The following is a 23,121-nucleotide window of genomic DNA, read 5'->3' as shown; positions in this document are numbered from 1 at the left end:
TAGGGTTGCCCCTTAAAAATCGACGAATCCGATCGCGGAGCGCCCCGTCATCCGGGCGCGGACCCCCACCCGGACGCCTCCCACCCCATCGGACCGTCGGAAAGTGAACGCGAGGTGCCGTCGAGGCGGCCTGCGCACGAAAATGGATCGAGGTGCCAGTGCCTGACGTCTCAGTGATCGTCATCGCCTACAACGACGCGGAGCGTCTCCCTACGGCCGTGCGATCGGTGTTGGACCAGACACTGCGGAGCGTCGAGGTCGTGATCGTCGACGACTGCAGCGGGGACCGCACCTTCGAGGTCGCCCAGGAGCTGGCAGCCGCCCAGCCGGAGCGGGTACGGGCCTACCGGCTGCCGGAGAACAGCGGCGCGGGCGGAGAGCCGCGCAACGTCGGCATCGGACACGCGCGAGGCCGGTACGTGATGTTCCTGGACAGCGACGACGTCCTGGAGCGCAACGCCTGCCGCAACATGGTCGCGGCCGCCGAGGAGACCGGCGCCGACCTCGTCTCGGGCCTGTGCGTGCGCCTCACCAAGGACACCGCGCACGAGAAGCGCAACGAGTGGTACCCGTGGCTCTACTCGGCGACCCGCACCCTGGAGTCCGTCACCGAGCTGCCCGACCTGTTCGTCTGGGACACGCTCTCCACGAACAAGTGCTACCGCCGCGGCTTCCTCCTCGACAACGGACTCCGCTTCCCCAAGGGGATGTTCTACGAGGACCTGATGTTCGTCGCCGACGCCTACCTCGCGGCGAAGAGGATCACCCTCATCCCCAACCAGGTCTACTTCTGGCACGTCTACGAGCAGGCCGAGGTCAAGTCGGTCACCAACAGCCGCCACGAGATGGTGAACTACCGCCACCGGCTGGAGATCCACCGCCGGATCGACGCGCTCCTCGACCGGCACGGCCTGGAGGAGCTCCGGGCCGCCAAGGACGTCAAGTTCCTCAAGCACGACCTCGTCCTCCATCTGCGTGATCTTCCGTTCCGGGACGAGGCCTACCGCCGCGAGTTCGCCGAGCTGACCCGGCCGTACCTCCAGGGCCTCGACCGCGAGGCGTACGGCAGGGCGGCCAAGATCCAGGCGATCTGCGCGTACCTCCTGGAGAAGGGCGACTGGGAGAACCTGCTGCCCGCCGTGGACACGCTGATCCACCGCGACAAGGTCTCCTCACCGCTCGCCCGGCGCGACGGCCGGGTCTACTGGTGCGCCGAGCACCTCGACGACGCGTTCGGCCGCGAGGTGCTCGACGTGACCGAACTCGGCTACCACCAGAAGCCGATCGGCAAGCTGTTCCTGCGCAACGAACTCACCTCCTACACGGAGTCCGGCGGCACCGCACGCCTCGCCGGCCGGATCACCAACCCGCTGGGGATCGTGGCGCCCGGGGACACCCTCACCGCCGAGCTGGAGTTCCGTGCCCGCCGCCGCAGCCTGCGGACGTACCTCTTCCCCGTCACCTCGCTCCGCCACGACGGCGAGACGGTCCACTGGGAGACCGAGGCCGACATCGGCTCGACGCTCCGTCCCCTCGGCGTCATCGACCCGGTGTGGGACGTCCGCGTCGTCCTCCGGGCCAACGGCGTGCCCACCCGGACCCGGCTCACCGTCGACCGGCACGACCTGGGCGGCGGGGCGCTCCCGGTCACACCACGGCTGACCCGCCTGGTGGGCGACCGGATGGAGCCCCACCCCACCGCCAAGGGCCATCTCGCCTTCCGGCTCGTCTCATCCAAGGGCGACAGCGACCGGATCGAGGAGTTCGTCCAGCGCGGCCTGCGGGGGAAGCCGGGGCAGCTCGCCAAGTCCGGCCTGCGCCGGGCCAAGGCGCTGCGCAAGACCCTCACTTCCGGCGAGACGAAGCTGCGCGTGTACCACGAGGTGTACAGCCGGCTGCCCGTGAGGAAGCGGACGGTCGTCTTCGAGAGCCAGTTGGGCAAGCAGTACAGCGACAGCCCCCGCGCGATCTACGAGGAGATGCGCCGCCAGGGCCTGGACTTCCACGCGGTCTGGTCGTACGCCGGAACACCCCGGGACTTCCCCGAGGGCGCCCAGCTCGTACGCCGCTGGTCACTGCCGTACCTCAAGGCGCTGGCCCGTGCCGAGTTCTGGATCGACAACCAGAGCTATCCGCTGAAGCTGGCCAAACGGCCCGAGACGACGTACATCCAGACCTGGCACGGCTCGGCGCTCAAGAAGATGGGGTTCGACCAGCCGCTGCTCAAGGCGCAGACCAGGCAGCAGCAGGAGGCCCAGCAGACCCACCTCGACCGCTTCGACCACTTCCTGGTCCGGTCGGAGCACGACGTACGCACCCTCGCCAAGGCCTTCCGGCTGCAGGAGCGGACGCTGCTGCGCTCCGGCTACCCGCGCAACGACGTGCTGGTCCGGGCCCGCCGGCGCGAGGAGGAGGCGGGTCGCCGGGTGCGCGGCCCGCTCGCCGAGAAGCTCGGCATCCCCGCGGACAGGACCGTGCTGCTGTACGCGCCGACCTTCCGCACCGCGGGCAAGGCCGGCCGCTTCGCGCTCCCCTTCGACGTGGAGCGCTTCGCCGAGGAGTTCGGCGACCGCTACGTGCTGCTGGTGCGGGCCCACTACTTCAACCACGTGGTGCTGCCGCCCGACGTGGAGGGCAAGGTCGTCGACGTCTCCTCCGAGCACGACGTGATGCCGCTGATGGAGCTCGCCGACGCGCTGATCACGGACTACTCCTCCGTGATGTTCGACTACGCGCTGCTCGACCGGCCGATGCTCTTCTTCACGTACGACTACGAGGCGTACGTCCACGAGGATCGCGGGACGTACTTCGACCTGCTGGAGCACGCGCCGGGACCGGTCCTCCGCACGGAGGACGAGCTGTACGCCTCGCTGCGGAACCTCGAGTCCGAGGGCCGGGAGTACTGCGACGCGCGCAAGCGCTTCGTGGCCGAGTTCGGCGAGTACGACCAGGGCGACGCCGCGCGCTCGATCGTCCAGAAGTTCTTCTCCGGGTGGAGCCGTCGATGACCGACACGATGCAGACAGCGACCAGGACGACGACCAGGGACATCGTCCTCGTCTCCAACAGCGTCGACGAGGTCGGCGGGATCACCAGCTGGTCGCACCAGATGGCCCGGCTCTTCAGCGAGCGCGGCCACGCGGTCCACGTGGTCGGCATCGTCCCCGCCCCCGAGGAGCGGCGGGCCGACCTCGGGGACGGTCTGCCCTACCGGACGACGACGCTGTACGACGCCCATCCGCCGGTCCTGAAGCCTCGTCGCGGCGTCAGGGGCAGGCTCGACCTGGTCGAGCGGCGGCGCAGGGCCTCGCGCGCGTCGGGCATGCGCAGGGAGGCGGCGAAGCTCACGGAGATCCTGCGCGCCGTGCGCCCGGGCTCCGTCGTCGTCGTGACGCAGGTCTGGGCGATGGAGTGGGTGGCCCTCGCGGACACCACGGGGCTGCGGGTGATCGGCATGAGCCACGAGTCCTTCCAGACGTGCCGTGCCTCGTCGCGCTTCCAGCGGGTCAAGCGGTACTACCAGGACGTCGACCGGATGCTGACACTGACGCGCGAGGACGCGGACCTGTGGATCCGGCAGCGCTTCGACCACGTCGGCGCCATGCCGAACCCGCTGCCGTTCTTCCCCGACGAGCCCTCCCCGCGCACCGCGAAGGCGGTCGTCGGCATCGCCCGGCTGCACGAGGAGAAGGGCGTCGACCTGCTCCTGGACGCCTGGTCCGAGGTCGCGCCCCGGCATCCGGACTGGGTCCTGCGGATCTACGGCTCCGGCGACGAGGAGGCCGCGCTGAAGGCGCAGTCGGAACGGCTCGGGCTGGCCGGCTCCGTCGCGTGGATGGGGCGTACGGACGACGTGCCGGGCGCCCTGCGGGGCGCGTCGCTCTTCGCGCTCTCCTCGCGGGGCGAAGGCCTGCCCCTCACGCTGATGGAGGCGATGGCGACGGGCGTGCCCTGTGTCGCCTTCGACGTGGCCCCGGGGGTCCGCGAGATCATCGAGCACGGTGAGAACGGTCTGGTGGTACCGCCCGGCAACACGGGTGAGTTCGCGCGCAGGCTGGACGAGCTGATCTCCGACAAGGAGCTGCGCGACCGGATGGGCGAGCGGGCCCGCGTCGACATCCAGCGGTATTCGACGGACGAGATCGTGGCGCGCTGGGAGTACCTCTTCGCGCTGCTGGACCGCTAGGAGACGCGGGGCCGGAGACGCGAGGGGCCCTCGACGACGAAAAGGAGGACCGCCGGTGACCGGCGGTCCTCCCTTCGTACCGGGTGTCGGCGCCGGATCAGGCGGAGGCGCCCCGGCGGGCGACCCAGCCCGCCCAGGCGGAGTCGATCATGTCGCGGACGTCGTGGCGGGCCTTCCAGCCGAGCTCCGCCGCGATGCGGTCGGCGGAGGCGACGACCCGGGCCGGGTCGCCGGGGCGACGCGGGGTGACGAGCGGGGTGCCGGAGTGGCCGGTGATCTCGTTGATCAGGTCGATCATCTCGGTGACGGAGACGCCCTCGCCACGGCCGATGTTGACCGTCAGATCGCGCGGCTCGCCGGCGGCGGCCCACTCGGCGAGCTTCCGCGCGGCCACGAGGTGCGCGTCGGCCAGGTCCTCGACGTGGATGTAGTCGCGGACACAGGTGCCGTCCGGGGTCGCGTAGTCGTCGCCGAAGATCCGCGGGGCCTCACCGGCGTCGAGCCGCTCGAAGACCATCGGGACCAGGTTGAAGACTCCGGTGTCGGCCAGCTCGGGGGTCGCGGCGCCCGCCACGTTGAAGTAGCGCAGGCAGGCGGTCGAGATGCCGTGGGCCTTGCCGGCCGCGCGGACCAGCCACTCGCCGGCGAGCTTGGTCTCGCCGTACGGGCTCAGCGGCAGGCAGGGCGTCTCCTCGGTGACGAGGTCGACGTCGGGCATGCCGTAGACGGCGGCCGAGGAGGAGAAGAGGAAGTTGCGCACGCCGCCGGCGGCCACGGCCTCGAGGAGGACGGTGAGGCCCAGCACGTTCTCGCGGTAGTAGTGGAGCGGCTGCTCGACGGACTCGCCGACCTGCTTCTTCGCGGCGAGGTGGACCACGCCCGTGACACCGTGCTCGGCGATGGTCCGGTCGAGCACGTCACGGTCCAGGGTCGAACCGACCACCAGGGGAACGCCCTCCGGGACCCGCGCCGCGTAGCCCGTGGACAGGTCGTCGAGGACGACGACCCGCTCCCCCGCCTGCGTCATGGCGCGGACCACGTGCGAGCCGATGTATCCGGCGCCACCGGTGATCAGATAGGTCATAACGCCCAAATCCCTTTCGCTAAGTACCGCGGGAGAGCCTGCGGAGCCTGGCTGCGACAGCCCGGAGCCCGTCACGGACACCGGGTGCGATCCGCACCGCGAGCGAGCCGTTCGCCGTGGTGTAGTGCTGCACCAGCAGTACACCGTACCGGCTGCTCAGCAGGACCCGGCGTCGCTGCCGCTCCTCCGGCAGCCGCAGCGCGGTGGTGAACGACGAGCCGTCCGCGCAGCTCACCGTGATCCGCAGGTCCCAGAGCTGGGTGCCCCTGCCCTCCCGGCTCCGGCCCGCCCGTGCGAGGGCGGTGAGTCCGGCCGGGACGCGGCCGGTCCAGCCGCCCGCGACCTCCCTCAGCTCGGCCCGCTCGGTACGGACGGCCACGTCCGAGCCGCGGGGCAGGAACGAGACCTGGGCGGTACGGGGCACGGCCTTGGTCAGCCTGCCGTACAGGTCGCGGACCGTGAACCGCAGCTCACCGCGGGCGCGACCGCGCAGATCGGCGTCGACGACGAGCGGGAGGGCGGCCGGGGGCAGGGTGTCGACACCGTCCAGCTCCGCGCCGGGAAGGTCGTCGGACCAGACGGCGGCGCCTCCGTCGCGGGCGTACGGCGGGAGGAGCCGGGCCGGGTCGGCGGCGAGCCGGGACAGCCGGGTCAGGTCCCTGGGCTCGTCGGCGGCCAGGATGAAGCGGGCCATCCACCGGGCGGGAGCCGTCGCGGCGGCGAGGTCGCTCTCGTCGAACGCCTTGAGGTACTCACGGGTCGCCGCCCACCACTCGCCCACGTACGCGGCGTCGCGCCGCCGCAGCTCGCGGGCGTACAGGCGCAGGTCGTGCTCGAGGAACTTGGCGCGGCAGGCGGCGGCGAACTCCGCGCGGCCGGCCGCCTCGAAGGTCTCGACGGCCGTGCGGTGGGCGGCGATTCTGTCCTGCCAGTTGGTGACGCCGTCCCGGTCGAGGGAGATCGACAGATGGGCGGCGGCGCGGCGCACGTGCCAGACGTAGACCGTGTCGGGGACCACGGCGACGCGGGGCGCGGCGGCCAGGACGCGGGCGGTGAAGAGGAAGTCCTCGTAGACGCAGTGGCCTTCGGGGAAGCTGATGCCGTGCTCGGCAAGGAAGGCCCGGTCGTACACCTTGTTGACGCAGAGCGTGTCGTGGACCAGCGGGGTGAGGTCCGCCACCGTCTCCAGGAGGGCCGGCTCGTGGTAGAGCGCGGGCTGCCAGCGCACGTCGCGGCCCTCGGGCAGCTCACGGCGCACGCAGGCGCCGACGGCGACGGGGGCGCGATGACGCTCGGCGGCCGCGACCAGCGCCTCGGCCGCCCCCTCGGGGAGGATGTCGTCGCTGTCGAGGAATATCACCACGGGAGCGGTGACCGCGCGGACTCCGTCGTTGCGCGGGGTGCCGCAGCCCCCGCTGTTCACCGTGCGGTGGACGACGCGCAGCCGGGGGTGGAGCGCGGCCAGCTCGTCCAGGACCCGCGCCGTTCCGTCGCTGGATCCGTCGTCGACGGCCACGACCTCGGCGACCACGGGTCCCTGGTCGAGGACGGACCGGATCGCCTCACCGACGAGGGTCTCGTCATTGTGTGCGATTACCACGACACCGAGCTTGCCCGCTACCTGAGAATGGGTGACGCTACTCACATCGGGGATCCTACGGGACGCGCGCCCAACGGATTGCGCGCCGGGCTGCGTTCGCCCGGGGCGCGGTCCGGGCCCCGCCGGGAGAGGGGTCGTCACCCGTCATACTGGATACGTTCACATGTCCGTATGACCAGGTTCAGGAGTCGACCGCAGTGCGCAATCCCGAGGCACCCCGGCTGCTTGGGGTCTACCGCCGAGCCATACCGGAACGCGTGCGGAAGGCCATCGTCGCGCAGGTCGACGCCGACGTCCGCCGCCGTCTGAAGATCCGGATCGCGAACGGCACCGCCGCCGCCGAGCGGCTGCGCAGCGGCCGGGTCGCCAAGCGGTACGAGGCGCTCACCGCCGCCGAGGACCGCGCCGTGATCACGGTCGGCCGCGAGTCGAAGGTCGCGCTCGTCTCCCCCGGGATCACCCCGCTGGAGGCCCGCCGCGCGAACCTGGGCGCCGTCCTGGCCGCGTTGTCCGGGGCGGGGGTCGAGCACTTCTGCGTACGGAGCCAGTCGGACACCGCCGCCGCCGTGGCCGTCCGGGCGGAGGACCGCGCCGCGGTCGTCACGGCGCTCACCGACGCCTGTCACCGGCTGCCGGGCTACGTCGCCCCGATCGGCGGGAGCAGCGCCGTCTCGGGAACCTCCCAGCCCGGCTTCGAGGCGGCCACCTGGCAGCGGCTGCGCGACGCCGACGTGCTGCGACTCACCTGGTACCACACCGATCCCACCCAGCTCCTGAAGCTCGGCGACCGGTACGGCTGCGACGTCGAGTTCTGGCACGAGGAGGACGGCGAGCTGGTGGCGCCGAGGCCCGGCAAGATCGCCTCCGCCCTGCCGCTGCGTGGCGAGACCGTCACCGTCCCCGAGTCGTACTTCACCAGCCTCGCGCCCCGCGAGTCGGCCGACGCGGCCCGGGTCCCGGCCCGCGCGGAGACGGCCGTCGTCCACACCGACGAGGTCACCTTCCCGATCGACGTCGTCTACACCTGGGTGGACGGCTCCGACCCGGCCTGGCTGCGCCGCCGCGCCGAGTTCTCGGGCGAGGCGTACCACGCGGAGGCGGCCAACGCGGCGCGCTACCTGAGCCGAGACGAGCTGCGCTACTCGCTGCGCTCGCTGCACATGTACGCGCCGTGGGTCCGCACGATCTACCTGGTGACGGACGACCAGCAGCCCGACTGGCTGGACACCGACGTCCCCGGCCTGAAGGTGGTCAGCCACAAGGACGTCTTCCGCTCCCCCGACCTGCTGCCGACGTTCAACTCGCACGCGATCGAGTCCCAGCTTCACCACATCGAGGGACTGTCCGAGCACTTCCTCTACTTCAACGACGACGTGATGCTCGGCAACGAGGTCACCCCGCAGGACTTCTTCCACTCCAACGGGCTCACCAAGTTCTTCCCGTCCCCGGCCCTGGTGCCGCTCGGCGAGCGGACCGTCGACGACCCGCCGGTCGCCGCGGCCGGCAAGAACAACCGGCGCCTGATCGAGGAGCGTTACGGCGCGGTCCTGGTGCAGAAGATGAAGCACATGCCGCACGCGCTGCGCCGCAGCGTGCTGACGGAGATCGAGACCGAGTTCGAGGCCGAGTACCGCCGTACCGAGGCGAGCAGGTTCCGCAGCATCGACGACATCTCCATCTCGTCGTCGCTGCACCACTACTACGCCTTCCACACGCAGCGCGCGGTGCCGTCCCAGCTGCCGTACGCGTACCTGGACCTGACGCACCCGTGGACGGAGACCCGGCTCGGCCGGCTGCTCGCCAGCCGTGACAAGGCCGTCTTCTGCGTCAACGACACGGTGTCGACGGAGCAGGACGTGACCGACCAGAAGGACCTGATCACGCCCTTCCTGGAGGCGTACTTCCCGGTGCCGAGCCCGTACGAGAAGAAGCCGTAGCGCGCCCAGGAACGAGAGTGGGGCCCTTCCCCGTCCGGCCGGACGGGGAAGGGCCCCACTCTTTCGCGTGGAGTCAGCTGCGCTCGAAGCGGGACCGCACCGGGAAGTAGGCGTTCAGGAAGGCCCGCAGCACGCGGTCCTGCTCGTCCACCGGCACCTCGGCGTCCGCGGACTCGCCGATGCAGAAGACGTCGTGGCTCCGGCTGGCGAGCAGTCGGCTGAGCACCGAGTGGTGCTCGTAGTTGCCGACGTTGACGTAGCTGCAGGAGATCGCCGACGGCACCGAGCTGCCCGTGAGGTAGCCGTAGTGGTGGTGCAGCGACGAGGTGATCGACAGGTCCGAGTTGGCCCGGAACGGGTTACGGGCCGTCGCCGAGACCTCCTCCGGGAACCGCTCGGCGATCTCGGCCAGCACGCTGCGGCGCAGCGGGTGCGGGGCGTGCAGGAAGCCGTGGGTGGCCACCCGGCCGAACGCCTGCTCCAGCAGGGCCCGGTTGTTCTTCGCCGCGGCGAAGTAGCCCTCGTCGTCGTCCGACGGCTCGCTCGGCGGGACGGAGGTCGGCGAACGGAACAGCTTCGCGACACCGTTGCTCAGGAAGAACGAGCCCGGGGAGAGCGGACGGCCGATGAAGACGTCGTCGTTGAAGTAGAGGAAGTGCTCGGAGAGCCCCTCGATCCGGTGCAGCTGGCTCTCGATGGCGTGCGAGTTGAACGTCGGGAGCCAGGACTGGTCCGGGAAGATGTCCTTGTGGGCGACCACCTCGATGCCGGGCTGGCCGGCGTCCAGCCACTCGGGCGTCTGGTCGTCCGTCACCAGGTAGATGGTGCGCACCCACGGCGCGAACATCTGCAGCGACCGCAGCGAGTACCGCAGTTCGTCACGGTTGCGGAAGCGGACGTCACCGCTGTCGGCGTCGTCGACCGGCATGTCCAGCTTGCGACGGACGTCGTCACGGCGCTTGCGCCACGCCGGGTCGGTGTCGTCGACCCACGTGTAGACCACGTCGATGGGGAAGTCGACGTCCCACATCAGCGGCTTGGTGAACTGGCTCAGCGTCGGATAGTCGTGCCCGCCGACCTGCAGCTTGGCGGTGGGCTCCAGCGACGGCAGCCGGCGGCCGAGGAGCGTCGTCGTGCGCGGGCTGTTGCGCCAGCCGTCCTCGTCCTCGTCCCAGAACTCGACGGTGCAGCCGTACGCCGGCCCGTAGCGCAGGGTCCGGCTCGCGCTCGTCACCGGCTTGAAGATCTTCACACCGGCGACCTCGCCGACGGTGTCGAGCCGCTCGGCCAGGACGGCGCCGGGGGCGGCACCGCGCGGCGTGATCAGCTCGCCGTACACGGGCTTGCCGTGCAGCACGGTCGCGAGGGCCTGGAGGGCCTTCTCACGGTGCTCGACCGGGACGGCGACCGTGTGCGCGAGACCGTCGTTGCGGACCAGGGTGAAGGGGACACCGGCGTCCTCGAAGGCCTTGGCCGTGATCTCCAGGTTGAGATTGGCCATCGTCGGGGCGTCGATGTCGTCCCGCTCCTCGGCCAGGCGGCCGGCGGACCGGATCAGGGACCGGTCCTGGGCCTGGATCAGTACCTCGCGCGCCTTCTGCTCGTCGGCGGAGTTGGCGAGCAGGGAGACGGGGGCGGCGACGCTGAAGCTCTTGGTGCCGCCCTGCGCGATCCGCAGGGCGGTACGGTCGGCCCGCGCGGCGAGGCGCTCGGGGGTGTCACGGCGGGCGACGAGGCGCTCGAAGAGCTCCTCCCACTGCGCGGTGATCTTCTCGCCGGAGAAGCGCTCGTTGACGCCGGCGCGCGCCGCCTTGCCGAAGGCGTGGCGGGTGTCGTCGTCCTCCATCAGCCTGGACATGGCCGCGGCCAGGGAGTCGATGTCGCGCGGCGGGACGAGCAGTCCGTCCACGTCGTGCCGGATGATCTCGGCGGGTCCGGTGACGATGTCGTACGCGATCACGGGCACACCCGCGGCGAAGACCTCGAGGAGGACCAGGGGGAACGCCTCGTTGCGCGAGGGCAGCAGGCAGAGCGCGGCCTTGGCCCACTCCTGCTCCATCTGGTCGGAGCGGCCCATGAGCTCCACCCGCGAGTGGATTCCGAGCCCCTCGACGAGGTGGCGCAGCCGCACCTGCTGGGGGCCGTCGCCGAAGATCCGCAGCGTCCAGTCCGGGAAGTCGGCGGAGACACGGTGGAAGGCGTGGATCGCGTGGTCGAGCTGCTTCTCCGGGGTCATCCGGGCAGCCAGGACGATCGTCTTGCTCTCCAGGTCGGAGCGCTGTCGGTAGCCGTCGGGCACCGCGTTCGGGATGGCGACGAGCTCGGGCGCCGCGGCGCCGAGCGAGTCGGCGAACCAGTCGTTGGTGCGCTCGGTGAGCGAGACGAGGGCGTCGATCCGGGGCGCGTACACGAGGAGCGGCTCGCCGGAGACGCCGCGCAGCTGGGAGGCGCGGTGCTCCTGGTGGACGGTGACGACCCGGGCCGGCGCGAGGTCGGCGACCGCGGCCATGAGGGCCGGCGTGGTCGTGACGAGGACGTCGGAGTCCAGGGAGCCGAGCGCCTGGGTCATCTCGATGTCGGAGAGCCGGTTGAAGGTGCTCTCCCACGAGGGCTTGATGATCTCGCTGGGGAGAGAGGTCAGCGTGCGGCAGGCCTCGGCGTCGAGGGTGGAGGTGCGCACGGGGCGCTCGACGCCGCCGGTCCGGTCCACCAGGTAGCGCCGCTTGACCTTGCGGGCGGCCGCGAAGAAGGGTTCCTGCCGGGTCTTGAAGACGCTGAGGACCTCGACGTCGTGCCGGGGCGCCAGGTGGATCGCCTGGGTGTAGGCGGCCATCTCGGTGCCGCCCATTTCGTCGCCCCAGGTGAGCAGAAACGTGATCTTCATGCGACTTCCTCTGTGCTGGGGTGCGCGGCTATGACATCTGCGCAGTTGACGGCGAGCGCTCCGGCCGCGGTGACATGGGCGTGCACCCGCATGAGGGAGCCGTTCTCGAGTGCGACGATGCGGAAGGGGGTCCGGTAGACCTGCTTGAGGTGACGGACGTCGGTCAGCTTCCGGGCGATCTTCAGCCGGGTGCCGCCGAGCCGCAGGTACAGGTCCCAGGTCCGGGCCGTTCCGCGCCCCGCGCCCATCCTGTCCAGAGGAACGTCGAAGGTGAAGCGGTCGCCCTGCCAGTCGGGAGTGACAGTGAGGGCCTTGTGGTTGCCTCGCCGCAGCACCGCCTCCGCCGTCGCGGCGGATGCCTTGGCGGGAGCGGTACCGATGAGTCGTCCGTGCACCGTGACCCGGTCCCAGCGCAGGTCGAACGAGGTGAGTTCGGCGTGCGGGCGGGGGGCGCGGACCTTCAGCAGCGCGAAGCCGTCGACCGAGCGCACGAGCCGGAAGGTCGCGCCGCTCGTCGGCGACGGGGAGAACGGGAGAGTGGGGCCGTCGGAGAGGTCCCGGCTCGCGGCCGCGGCGATCGTCGCGCGGCGGGTCTGCCCGCCCTCGTCCGTGAACAGGACGGCGAGACGCCAGATGCCGCTGCCGAGCACCGGTCCGCGACCGGCGGGCTCCGGGCAGTCCTTGTGGCGCAGGGGGACGGTCGCGGTGAGCAGCACCGTGCCGTCGGCCTGCGGTTCGAGCTCGAGGGGCACGCGCTCACGGCTCGTACCGTGCGAGAGTACGAGGTCGGCGGAGGTGAGGCGCCGCCCGGGGACGGCGAGGGCGACGTTCAGGGTCCTGCCGCTGGAGACGGAGAAGTGCACGGGCTTGAGCTGCGCGCTCGGCCGGATCCCGCCGCCGATCGCCGGCACGGTGTGCAGCTGCTCTACCCGACGGCGCATGCGTACGGCGGCCCGGCGCGCACGCTTCGCAGCGCCCACCGCGTAGGGCAGCAGTGAGTCACTCACGGCGATTCCCGGCTTCCATTCTCAGCTGACAGTCAGCGGCACATGCTGTCAAGGACGAAGTTCAATGGCAAGTTGACTCCTGATTTGACCATTATGTGACCGCAATCACTCGATCAAGTGAAACCTACATGTCTGTTTCCCCTCTTTACCTGTGGCGATCTCGCCGGATCGCCAGCAGGAAAGCAGGGGGAAAATGGGCCGCCGCAGCACCTTCGACCACTTCGTGCCGTCGCGCCGCACGCTGCTCGGGTCCGTGGCCGGCGTGACGCTGGCCGGACTCGTCGGCGGCTGCACCACCGCACCCGCCGGGGTGCCCCCCGTCGACCACGCGGGCGGCGGCGGCTCCGGGATGCCGGTGAGGCAGCTGGGCGCCGAGCCGCGGACCGGATTCGCGGAGCCCGACGGTGCGCGGGTGATGCAGATCGTGGCCCACCCGGACGACGACCTCTTCTTCATGAACCCCGACGTGATCCACACGCTGTCGAACGGCGTGCCGGTGATCTCCGTCTACGTCACGGACGGCGGTTCCTTCGGCGTGAACGCCGTCCCCGGCCGACCCAGCCCGCCCGCGAACCTACCCGCGTACATCTCCTCACGCCAGCAGGGGCTGCGGCAGGCGTACGCGCGGATGCTGGGCGCCCCCCTCTTCACCACGTGGGAGCGGACCACCCTCCCGCTGCCCGAGGGCCGGGAGGCCGAGCTCAACGTCCTGGAGCACCAGGGACGGCGGGCGGAGCTGGTCTTCCTCAACATACGGATGCACGCGAAGGACCGCGGCCGGCAGGTCAACATGACCCATCTGTGGGGCACCCCCGGCGTCCGCCTCCCCACCCAGCCGACGCCGGAGTCCCCGGTCCAGAAGGCGTTCTCCTACGGCCGCCAGGACCTGGTGGACACCCTCGTCTCGCTGCTGCGGCGCTACCGGCCCACCCTCATACGGACGCTCGACCCCGACCCCGACGCCCAGGTCCACGACGAGCGGCACCCGCGCGGCAGCGACCAGGTCGGCTACTCCGACCACCCCGACCACACCGCGACGGCGCTCTTCACCTGGCGCGCGCTGGCCGAGTGGGCCGACGCGTCGGGACGCCGCGGCAAGGCGCCCGCGTTCCAGACCGAGTCGTACCGCGGCTACTACAACCAGCGCTGGCCGCACAATCTGCCGCCCGAGACGGTCGCCCTCAAGACCGAGTACCTGAACGCCTACGGCGGCGACCCCTCCTGGGAGTGTGGCAACCCCTCCGGCTGCGGCGACTACGCCATCGGCTCCGACCGCGTCCTCGTCTCGAAGAAGGGGTGGGTACGCAGCACCCACCGGCGCTATCCGAACGCCGGGCCCCAGGTCGTGGCCTCCGAGGACGGCTCGCTGACCGTGTACGCCGTGCTCGGCACCCGGCTCGCGCGCTGGACCGGCACGTCGGCCGGGGTCCTGGGCGCGCCCGAGGACCTCGGCGGCGGGCCGCTGGCGCCCGCGATCTCCGTGACCACGGACGCCAAGGGCCGACAGCTGATCTTCGCCCTGCGCTTCTCCCGGATAGAGGGACCCGCCTCGCGCAACGTCCGCGAGATCGTGATGCTCCGGCAGCGGACGGCCGGCGGCCCCTTCGACTCCAGCTGGGTCGGGCTCGGCAACCCCGAGTCCCGCCCGCGGCGCTCCCGCCTGACGGGTCCGCCGACCGCGGTGACCGGCGCGGACGGCCGCGTCCACGTCTTCGTACGGAACGGAGACAAGGGAGTCAGCACCCGCGTCCTCGACGAGCGGGGCGACTGGTCGCCCTGGCGGGCGCTGCCGGGCGGGTACGTCCAGGACGGTCTCGCCGCCACGGTGGACGGCGGCGGGCTGATCCACGTGTTCGCCGCCGCGCCCGGCTGGGTGGAGCACTGGGCGCAGCGCAAGCCGTCCGCCGAACTGCGCAAGGGGTCGCGGCGATTCGTGGCCCGACCGGGGGACGTTCCGGACGCGGTGACCGCCGCGGACGGCTCCGTCCTGCTCGGCTACCGCCCGGTGACGAGCGACCGTGTGATGGTCGAGCGGCTGGCCGCGGGGCGGACCGGTCGCTGGACGACCGTGGCGAACCCGGTGGTGCCGGGCTACGGCCGTGTCGGTCTGGTCGGCGGCCGCAAGCCGACCGCGGACGGGCTGCTGATGGCGGCCTCGGCCGGGGGCGGCGAGGCCCTGGTGTACGACGTCCGCGACGGCGGAGCGGCCCAGGCGCGCGCCCGGCAGACCGCCGTCACGGTGGGCAGCCCGGCGGCGGTGACGGCGGTCGGCGGCGCTCCGGCGGCCGTGGTCACCCTCGGCCTGACGGGCCGCCCGGTCGTCACCCACCTCCGGGACATCGCGGACAGCCAGGAGTCCTGACCGCCCGCTCCCGCACGAGCGCCCCACGGCCGGAGTGGCACGTGGGGCGCTCGAAGCGTCTGTGACGCGAGGGAGGGGCGGGCAGACCCTAGAACGGGTTGAACTCGTCGAACTCGCGCTGCGGGTCGTCCCGCTCCGCCTCGCGGTCGCGGCGGCGCTGCGCGGCGGGACGCGGGGCTTCGAGGCGGTGGTCCTCGCCACGGCGGCCGAGCATCTCCGCGCCGGCCATCATCGTGGGCTCCCAGTCGAAGACGACCGCGTTGTCCTCGGAGCCGATCGCGACTCCGTCGCCCGATCGGGCGCCCGCCTTCATCAGCGCGTCCTCGACGCCCAGGCGGTTGAGCCGGTCCGCCAGGTAGCCGACGGCCTCGTCGTTGTTGAAGTCCGTCTGGCGGACCCAGCGCTCCGGCTTCTCGCCGCGCACCCGGTAGACGTCCTCGGCCTCGTCGTACGTGACCGTGAAGCCCGCGTCGTCGACCGCCTTCGGACGGAGGACGATCCGCGTCGACTCCTCCTTCGGCTTGGCCGCACGCGCCTTGGCGACGATGTCGGCCAGCGCGAAGGACAGCTCCTTCAGCCCCGTACGCGCCACGGCCGAAGCCTCGAAGACCTGGTAGCCGCGCTCCTCCAGGTCGGGGCGGATCATGTCCGCCAGGTCCTGGCCGTCCGGGATGTCGATCTTGTTGAGGACGACGATGCGCGGGCGGTCCTCGAGACCGCCGTACTGCTTCAGCTCCTCCTCGATGATGTCGAGGTCGGTGACCGGGTCGCGGTCGGACTCCAGCGTCGCCGTGTCCAGGACGTGCACGAGCACCGAGCAGCGCTCCACGTGGCGCAGGAACTCCAGGCCCAGGCCGCGGCCCTGGCTGGCGCCCGGGATCAGACCCGGCACATCGGCGATCGTGTAGACCGTCGAGCCGGCCGTGACGACGCCCAGGTTCGGGACGAGCGTGGTGAAGGGGTAGTCCGCGATCTTCGGCTTGGCGGCCGACAGCACGGAGATGAGCGAGGACTTGCCGGCGCTCGGGTAGCCGACCAGCGCCACGTCGGCGACGGTCTTCAGCTCCAGGACGATGTCCCGCGCCTCGCCGGGCTCGCCGAGGAGCGCGAAGCCGGGGGCCTTGCGGCGCGCGGAGGACAGCGCCGCGTTGCCGAGGCCGCCGCGGCCGCCCTGGCCGGCGATGAAGGTGGTGCCCTGGCCGACGAGGTCGGCGAGCACGTTGCCCTGCTTGTCGAGGACGACGGTGCCGTCGGGCACGGTCAGGACGAGGTCCTGGCCGTCCTTGCCGGAACGGTTGTCGCCGGCGCCGGGCTGACCGTTGGTGGCCTTGCGGTGCGGCGAGTGGTGGTACTCGAGGAGTGTGGTGACGGCCTGGTCGACGACCAGGATCACATCGCCGCCGCGGCCGCCGTTGCCGCCGTCGGGGCCGCCGAGCGGCTTGAACTTCTCCCGGTGTACGGAGGCGCAGCCGTGGCCTCCGTTACCCGCGGCGACATGCAGCTCGACGCGGTCCACGAAGGTGGTCATGGTTCTGTGCCTCCAGTTTGGGGGTCCCCCCGGCCGGAGGCTGGGGGAGGGTACTACGCGGTGGAATGTCTATCTAGTAACACGCGAAAGGCGGACCCGCTTCCCTGCCGGGAAGTGAGGTCCGCCTCCGCAAAAGAACCGATCAGGCGACCGGAACGATGTTCACGACCTTGCGGCCACGGTGGGTGCCGAACTGCACCGAACCGGCCTGCAGGGCGAACAGCGTGTCGTCGCCGCCACGGCCGACGCCCGCGCCCGGGTGGAAGTGGGTGCCGCGCTGGCGGATCAGGATCTCACCGGCGCTCACGACCTGACCGCCGAAGCGCTTCACGCCGAGCCGCTGAGCATTGGAATCGCGACCGTTCCGGGTGGACGATGCGCCCTTCTTGTGTGCCATCTCTCCTCAGTCCCTTACTTCGCAGCCGCGGGGATGCCGGTGACCTTGATCGCCGTGTACTGCTGGCGGTGGCCCTGGCGACGGCGGTAGCCGGTCTTGTTCTTGTAGCGAAGGATGTCGATCTTCGCGCCCTTGTGGTGGTCCACGACCTCGGCCGTGACCTTGATACCGGCCAGCACCCACGGGTCGCTGGTCACGGCGTCGCCGTCGACAACGAGCAGCGTAGAGAGCTCTACGGTGTCGCCAACCTTGGCAGTGGAAATCTTGTCAACCTCAACGATGTCGCCGACAGCAACCTTGTGCTGGCGACCACCGCTGCGCACGATGGCGTACACGCGGATCTCTCTCTCACTCGGGAACGGTCCCCTGATGCCAGCCGCTCACGCGGGCCGAAGCCCGCGGCGATCCGGAAGTGGACGAGCGGCCTCTCCCGGAAGCCCGGGAGGAGGGTGCTCAGGGGGGTGGCGCGTCATACGACACGCCGACGGTCAAGGTTACGGGCCGGTGCCTCAAGGGGTCAAATTCGGTGACTTCACCCTCCGGGGCGGTGCGGGCCGTCCTGGGGACGGCCCGCACCGGCGGCAACCTCAGTCCTGCGCGGGGGCGGCCGTCTTCTTGGTGGCCGCCTTCTTCGCAGTGGTCTTCTTCGCCGCGGTCTTCTTGGCCGTCGCCGTCTTCTTGACTGCGGCCTTCTTCGCGGTGGCCTTCTTCGCCGTCTTGCGGGCGGCCGTCTTCTTGGCCGGGGCGGCGGCCTCGGCCTCCGCCTCCGCGACGGGCGCCTCGGCCGGGGCCGGGGCGTCAGCCGGAGCGGCGGCCGGGGAGTCGACCACCAGGACGGCGGCCTCCTCCGCGCCCGACGGGGAGCCGGCGGGGGCGGTCACCTTGCGGACCACCCGGCGACGGGCCCTCGGCGGGGCGGCCACGGGGGCCTCCTCGACGACGACGGGCTCGGGCGCGGCCTCGACGACCGGCTCCGGGGCGGCGACCGGCTCGACGACGGTCTCGACGACCGCCTCGCCGGCCGGCGAACCGGCCGGGGCCGTCGCCTTGCGGGTGGCACGGCGGCGGCCACGGGGAGCCGGGGCGGCCTCCTCGACGACCGGGGCGGCCTCGGCCACCGGAGCGGCCTCGACGACCGGCTCCGGCTCGGCGACGGGCGCCGGCTCCTCGACCACGACCGGGGCGGGAGCCGCGGCGACCGGAGGACCGGCCGGAGCGGAGACCTTGCGGGTGGCCCGACGGCGGCCGCGGCCACGAGTCGCGGCGGCCTCGGCCTCGGCGGCGCTGCTGTACAGCTCCTCGTCGGCGCGGAAGGGCTCCTCCACGGCCACCGGGGCGGCGATCTCCGCGGCCACCTCGGCCTCGGTCTCGACCGTCTCGGTGTCGGATTCGGTCTCCGCCACGTCGACGTGCTCGTGCTCGTGGTGCTCGGCACCGCCGCGGCCGCGCTTCTTCGAACGCTTGCCGCTGCCACCGCCGCCGGGGGCGGTCGGCTGCTCCATGTGCACGATCACGCCACGGCCGTTGCAGTGGACGCAGGTCTCGGAGAAGGACTCCAGCAGACCCTGGCCGACCCGCTTACGGGTCATCTGGACCAGGCCCAGCGAGGTGACCTCGGCCACCTGGTGCTTGGTCCGGTCACGGCCCAGGCACTCCAGGAGGCGGCGCAGCACCAGGTCGCGGTTGGACTCCAGGACCATGTCGATGAAGTCGATGACGACGATGCCGCCCAGGTCCCGCAGGCGCAGCTGGCGCACGATCTCCTCGGCCGCTTCGAGGTTGTTCCTCGTCACGGTCTCCTCGAGGTTGCCGCCCTGACCGGTGAACTTGCCGGTGTTGACGTCGACGACGATCATCGCCTCGGTCTTGTCGATCACCAGCGAGCCGCCGCTCGGCAGCCAGACCTTGCGGTCCAGCGCCTTCATCAGCTGCTCGTCGATCCGGTACGTCGCGAAGACGTCGACCTCGCTCGTCCACTTGGACAGGCGGTCGGTCAGGTCCGGGGCGACGTGGTTCACGTACCCGTGGATGGTCTCCCAGGCGTCGTCACCGCTGACGATGACCTTCGAGAAGTCCTCGTTGAAGATGTCGCGGACGACGCGGACGGTCATGTCCGGCTCGCCGTACAGAAGGGTCGGGGCGTTGCCGCTCTTCGCCTTCTTCTGGATGTCCTCCCACTGGGCCTGCAGACGCTCGACGTCACGGCGCAGCTCGTCCTCGCTCGCGCCCTCTGCGGCGGTGCGCACGATGACGCCCGCGTCCTCGGGGACGATCTTCTTGAGGATGGTCTTCAGACGCGCGCGCTCGGTGTCCGGGAGCTTGCGGCTGATGCCGGTCATCGAGCCCTCGGGGACGTACACGAGGTAGCGGCCCGGCAGGGAGACCTGGCTGGTCAGACGCGCGCCCTTGTGGCCGATCGGGTCCTTCGTCACCTGGACGAGGACCGACTGGCCGGACTTGAGGGCGGTCTCGATACGGCGCGGCCCGTTGGCCATGCCGAGCGCCTCGAAGTTGACCTCACCGGCGTACAGGACGGCGTTGCGGCCCTTGCCGATGTCGACGAAGGCGGCCTCCATGGACGGCAGCACGTTCTGGACCTTGCCCAGGTAGACGTTGCCGACGTACGAGGTGGCCTGCTCCTTGTTGACGTAGTGCTCGACGAGCACGTTGTCTTCCAGGACGCCGATCTGGGTGCGCTCGCCGTTCTGGCGGACGACCATCACGCGCTCGACGGCCTCACGGCGGGCCAGGAACTCGGCCTCGGTGATGATCGGGACGCGGCGGCGGCCCTGCTCGCGGCCCTCGCGGCGACGCTGCTTCTTCGCCTCCAGGCGGGTCGAGCCCTTGATGGACTGGACCTCGTCGGACGGCTCGGCCTTCTCACGGGCCGGGCGGGGCTCGCGGACCTTGACGACCGTACGGACGCCGTCCTCCTCGCCCGCCTCGGTCTCGCCGCCCGCGTCACCGCTGCGGCGGCGGCGACGGCGACGGCGACGGGAGCTGCTGGAGCCGCCGGACGACGCGCCGCCCTCGTACTCGTCGGACTCGCCCTCCTCCTCGGACTCCTCGTCCTCGGCAGGAGCCTCGTCCGAATCCTCGGACTCCTCGGCCTCCTCGGCCTCGGCGAGCTCACCGCGACGGCGGCGACGGCCGCCACGACGGCGACGGCGGGACGGACGGTCGCCGTACTCGTCGGACTCCTCGGCCTCCGCCTCGGGCTCCTCGGCCTCGACCTCGGGCTCGTCGGCGACGGTGGCCGGCACGGGCTCTACGGCGACGGGCTCGGCGGGCTCGCCACGACGGCGGCGACGGCGACGACCGGCGGGCTCGGGACGCTCGGAGGTCTCGACGACGACGGCGGCGGCCTCCTCCACGGTCCCCTCGACCGTCTCCTCCTCGTCCTCCTCCGGCTCCACGACCTCGGCGGCAGCGGCGGCGGCCGCGGTCTCCGGGGTCTGGAACATCGGCTCGGTGAAGACCGGGGCCTGGAAGACGGCGACGGCGGGACGCGCGGCACGGCGACCGCGGGGCTCCTCCTCCGCCTTGGGGGCCGTGACCGGCTCGGCGGTGAACTGCGGCGACGACGCGCGGCGGCGGGTACGGCCACGGGTGGCGGCCTTCTCGGCCGCGGCGACCTCGGGCTCCGCCTCTTCGGCGGTGATCTGCGCGACGGTCTCCTGCGGCAGGCTCTCGCCCGCGGCGGGGGTGACCTCGGGGCTGGTGGCCTTACGGGTCGCGCGGCGGCGGGTGCGCGCCGGGGCGGCGGGCTCCTCGGCAGGCGCCTGCTCCTCCGCGACGGGCCCGGCGGCGGGCTCGACGACCGTCTCGGCGACGGGCTCGGCGACCGGCTCGGGCGTGGTCGCCTTACGGGTCGCACGGCGGCGCGTACGGGCGGGGGCGGCGGGCTCCTCGACGGGCGCCTCGGGGGCCGCCTCCACGACGGCATCGGCCTCGGCCTCGGCGACCGGCTCGGAGACCGGCTCAGGGGTGGTGGCCTTACGGGTGGCACGGCGGCGGGTCCGGGCCGGGGCGGGCTCCTCGACGGGGGCCTCGGCGGCGGGGACCTCGGCGGCCGCCTCCACGACGGGCGCGGCCTCGGCGGCCGGCTCCGGGGCGGCGGTCTTGCGCGTGGCGCGACGGCGCGTACGGGCGGGAGCGGGCTCGGCGGCCGGCTCCGGGGTGGCGGGCGTCTCCACGACGACCTCGGCCACGGTGTCGGTGACCTCCGCCGCGACCGGCGGACCGGCGGGGCGGGAAGCCGCTCGGCGCCTGCGGCGCGGCGGCAGCTTGTCACCAGGTGCGTTGTTGTCGGTGTTCTCTTCGTGCTGTTCGAGCATGCGGGCGGTTCTCCCGTCACGCCCCCGGGCGCCGCGCCTTGTTCCGGTCCGGCGGCACGATCGCGCACAGTGCGCGGTGCCGCCGTCCGGGGCGCGGGCGCCGCACGGGAGCTGATGTCTGGCTCGCCGGTTCCGTACGCTTTCTCCGTACGGCCTGGCGAAAGTCTCCTGGTCAGTGCGCTGCCCGACCCAGGTGGCTCCCGAGTACCAGGGCTGCGCTACAACGACCGCTCCCTACGCGGAACCTGCACCCGGCGCCGTCGCTGAGGCGGTCGCGGCGGCCGTGGGTGAAGCGGCCGTGACTGCCTCGCGGTCGGGCGCGAGCGGGTCGGTCACCGTGCCGGACTCCTCGTCGAAGAGCCCCTGCGCCAGCCTGGTCACCGCTGCGGGGACCGGCGGCGCCAGGTCGGCCACAGCTCGGAGACCGGACAGGACGTCGTCGGGTCGTACGGCAGGTGTCACGTGCCGAACAACCAGCCGCAGTATCGCACAGGCATTGTCCAGGGGCCTATCAGCTCCGGGACGCGCCTGTGGACGGTCCGCGACGAGGTCGGCGACGGCCGAGCGGGCGTCGAAGGTGCGGATGCCGTTCTTGGTCTTGCGCTGCACTTCCACGGTGTCGGCCGCGAGGAAGGCCGCGACGGCCTTCTCCGCGTCCTCTACGGTGACGCCGTCGAGCCGCAGCTCCCACACGGAGGCGGTGAGCCGATCGGCGAGTCCGGAGGTCCGGGCCTCGACGGCGTCGGTGATGTCGAGGCCGTCCGGGAGCGACTCGTCGAGCAGGAGCCGCAGATTCTCCGGGTCCCGGTGCTCGGTGAGGGCGATCTCCAGGAACTCGGCCTCGGAGCCCGTACCCGTGGGGGCGGCGTTGGCGTACGACACCTTGGGGTGCGGGGTGAAGCCGGCCGAGTACGCCATGGGCACCTCGGCACGGCGCAACGCACGCTCGAAAGCGCGCTGGAAGTCACGATGGCTGGTGAACCGGAGGCGGCCGCGCTTGGTGTAGCGCAGTCGGATGCGCTGCACCGCCGGTGCGGGCGGCGGGCCTTCGGGCTGTCGCTTGCCCAGTGGTTCTTCTCCTCGGTGCGGGGCGGGCGCGGTGGCGCGCCGCCCACGAAATACGGGGTGGCCTCTGGGGGGCCCGACCGGCTCACCCCCGCTTTCGCAGGGAGATCTCGGGTGCGGGCGCCGCGCCGGAGGCGGTTGTTGTACTACCCAGAGTACGCGCAGAGGCCACCACCGGTTCCACAGGCTCGGTCACCCCGGGTCCCCCCACCAGTGCTCGCCAGGCGTCCCTGCGTGCCTGCCGCACGGTCGCGCGCGCCGCGGCGAGGGCCTCCTGCGCGACCTGACCGGCCGCGACCGCCGCCCGCCTGGCCGGCGCCCAGACCTGGTCGCGGACCCAGTGCCCGACGGGGGCGCACACGGTGCGGTAGAACCAGACGGTGGGGCGCCCGACGAGATTCCGGGCGAGCCACGCGAGGGCGGACCCGACGGCCCGGGAGACGAACCCGGCGACGCGCCAGCAGACCCGCAGCGCGTCGAGGAGCTCCCGCCCGGCCGGGACGAGGACGCGGCGGTACAGCCAGACGAGTGGGACGACGACCCCGTACCGCGCGACGGGCACAACGGCGTACCGCCACAACGCGACCCACGGCCACACGAACAGGACCTTCCCGAGCAGACCGAGCCCCCGCACCAGCCCGTGCCCGACCGGGGTGAGGACATGGCGGTAGAGCCAGGCGAGGGGCAGCGCGACCCCGTACCGCGCCACCGGCACCACCACGTACCGCCACAAC

The 23,121-nt window shown here is 71.9% G+C and carries 13 protein-coding genes and 1 pseudogene; 4 read left to right on the top strand and 10 right to left on the bottom strand.

Annotated elements, in window-relative coordinates; translation table 11 throughout:
* Window positions 1–158: 158 nt before the first annotated feature.
* Together ACF1G2_RS07505 and ACF1G2_RS07500 are read left to right on the top strand one after the other, a co-directional pair.
* The gene (locus tag ACF1G2_RS07505) at window positions 159–3,008 is read left to right on the top strand and encodes a CDP-glycerol glycerophosphotransferase family protein (RefSeq protein WP_391797354.1); all 2,850 of its coding nucleotides are present in this window, start codon (window positions 159–161) and stop codon (window positions 3,006–3,008) included.
* Window positions 3,005–4,186 (top strand): glycosyltransferase, encoded by a 1,182-nt coding sequence (locus ACF1G2_RS07500; protein ID WP_391797353.1) that lies wholly within the window; start codon window positions 3,005–3,007, stop codon window positions 4,184–4,186. The genes ACF1G2_RS07505 and ACF1G2_RS07500 overlap by 4 nt, the downstream gene beginning before the upstream one ends.
* A 97-nt stretch (window positions 4,187–4,283) precedes the next feature.
* Here ACF1G2_RS07500 and galE read toward each other — a convergent pair whose 3' ends face one another.
* Complete coding sequence (gene galE / locus ACF1G2_RS07495) at window positions 4,284–5,270, bottom strand: UDP-glucose 4-epimerase GalE (protein WP_391797352.1); 987 nt, start codon at window positions 5,268–5,270, stop codon at window positions 4,284–4,286.
* 19 nt (window positions 5,271–5,289) lie between these two features.
* Window positions 5,290–6,870: a glycosyltransferase family 2 protein gene (locus tag ACF1G2_RS07490; RefSeq protein ID WP_391797351.1), complete on the bottom strand. Its 1,581-nt coding sequence runs from the start codon at window positions 6,868–6,870 to the stop codon at window positions 5,290–5,292.
* 197 nt (window positions 6,871–7,067) lie between these two features.
* On the opposite strand from ACF1G2_RS07490, the gene ACF1G2_RS07485 reads away from it, so the two are divergent.
* The gene (locus ACF1G2_RS07485) at window positions 7,068–8,807 is read left to right on the top strand and encodes a stealth family protein (RefSeq protein ID WP_391797350.1); all 1,740 of its coding nucleotides are present in this window, start codon (window positions 7,068–7,070) and stop codon (window positions 8,805–8,807) included.
* A gap of 73 nt (window positions 8,808–8,880) precedes the next feature.
* Here ACF1G2_RS07485 and ACF1G2_RS07480 read toward each other — a convergent pair whose 3' ends face one another.
* Window positions 8,881–11,691: a stealth conserved region 3 domain-containing protein gene (locus ACF1G2_RS07480; protein ID WP_391797349.1), complete on the bottom strand. Its 2,811-nt coding sequence runs from the start codon at window positions 11,689–11,691 to the stop codon at window positions 8,881–8,883.
* On the bottom strand, window positions 11,688–12,698 hold the full coding sequence (locus ACF1G2_RS07475) for a hypothetical protein (RefSeq protein WP_391797348.1): 1,011 nt from the start codon (window positions 12,696–12,698) through the stop codon (window positions 11,688–11,690). The genes ACF1G2_RS07480 and ACF1G2_RS07475 overlap by 4 nt, the downstream gene beginning before the upstream one ends.
* Before the next feature lie 193 nt (window positions 12,699–12,891).
* Between ACF1G2_RS07475 and ACF1G2_RS07470 the strand changes: the two genes are divergently transcribed.
* The gene (locus ACF1G2_RS07470) at window positions 12,892–15,060 is read left to right on the top strand and encodes a PIG-L family deacetylase (RefSeq protein ID WP_391797347.1); all 2,169 of its coding nucleotides are present in this window, start codon (window positions 12,892–12,894) and stop codon (window positions 15,058–15,060) included.
* Window positions 15,061–15,148: 88 nt separating this feature from the next.
* Here the strand turns inward: ACF1G2_RS07470 and obgE are convergent, their stop codons facing one another.
* The 6 genes and pseudogenes from obgE to ACF1G2_RS07440 form a co-directional block, all read right to left on the bottom strand.
* On the bottom strand, window positions 15,149–16,588 hold the full coding sequence (obgE, locus tag ACF1G2_RS07465) for a GTPase ObgE (RefSeq protein ID WP_391797346.1): 1,440 nt from the start codon (window positions 16,586–16,588) through the stop codon (window positions 15,149–15,151).
* A gap of 142 nt (window positions 16,589–16,730) precedes the next feature.
* Window positions 16,731–16,985, bottom strand: coding sequence for a 50S ribosomal protein L27 (gene rpmA / locus ACF1G2_RS07460; RefSeq protein WP_260226291.1), 255 nt, complete (start codon window positions 16,983–16,985; stop codon window positions 16,731–16,733).
* 14 nt (window positions 16,986–16,999) lie between these two features.
* The gene (gene rplU, locus ACF1G2_RS07455) at window positions 17,000–17,320 is read right to left on the bottom strand and encodes a 50S ribosomal protein L21 (RefSeq protein ID WP_015033583.1); all 321 of its coding nucleotides are present in this window, start codon (window positions 17,318–17,320) and stop codon (window positions 17,000–17,002) included.
* Between the two features lie 252 nt (window positions 17,321–17,572).
* Window positions 17,573–21,322 carry a ribonuclease E/G gene (locus ACF1G2_RS07450; protein ID WP_391797345.1) on the bottom strand — a complete coding sequence of 1,250 codons (3,750 nt, stop codon included), beginning with the start codon at window positions 21,320–21,322 and terminating at the stop codon, window positions 17,573–17,575.
* 234 nt (window positions 21,323–21,556) lie between these two features.
* Window positions 21,557–22,348 carry a TIGR03936 family radical SAM-associated protein gene (locus ACF1G2_RS07445; protein ID WP_391797344.1) on the bottom strand — a complete coding sequence of 264 codons (792 nt, stop codon included), beginning with the start codon at window positions 22,346–22,348 and terminating at the stop codon, window positions 21,557–21,559.
* Window positions 22,349–22,472: 124 nt separating this feature from the next.
* Window positions 22,473–23,121: pseudogene (locus ACF1G2_RS07440) on the bottom strand (hypothetical protein); the annotation flags it as partial.

Origin of the sequence: Streptomyces sp. NPDC013457, assembly GCF_043089925.1 — a bacterium.
Taxonomy (GTDB): Bacteria; Actinomycetota; Actinomycetes; order Streptomycetales; family Streptomycetaceae; genus Streptomyces.
This window is presented reverse-complemented; position numbering and strand designations above follow the sequence as displayed.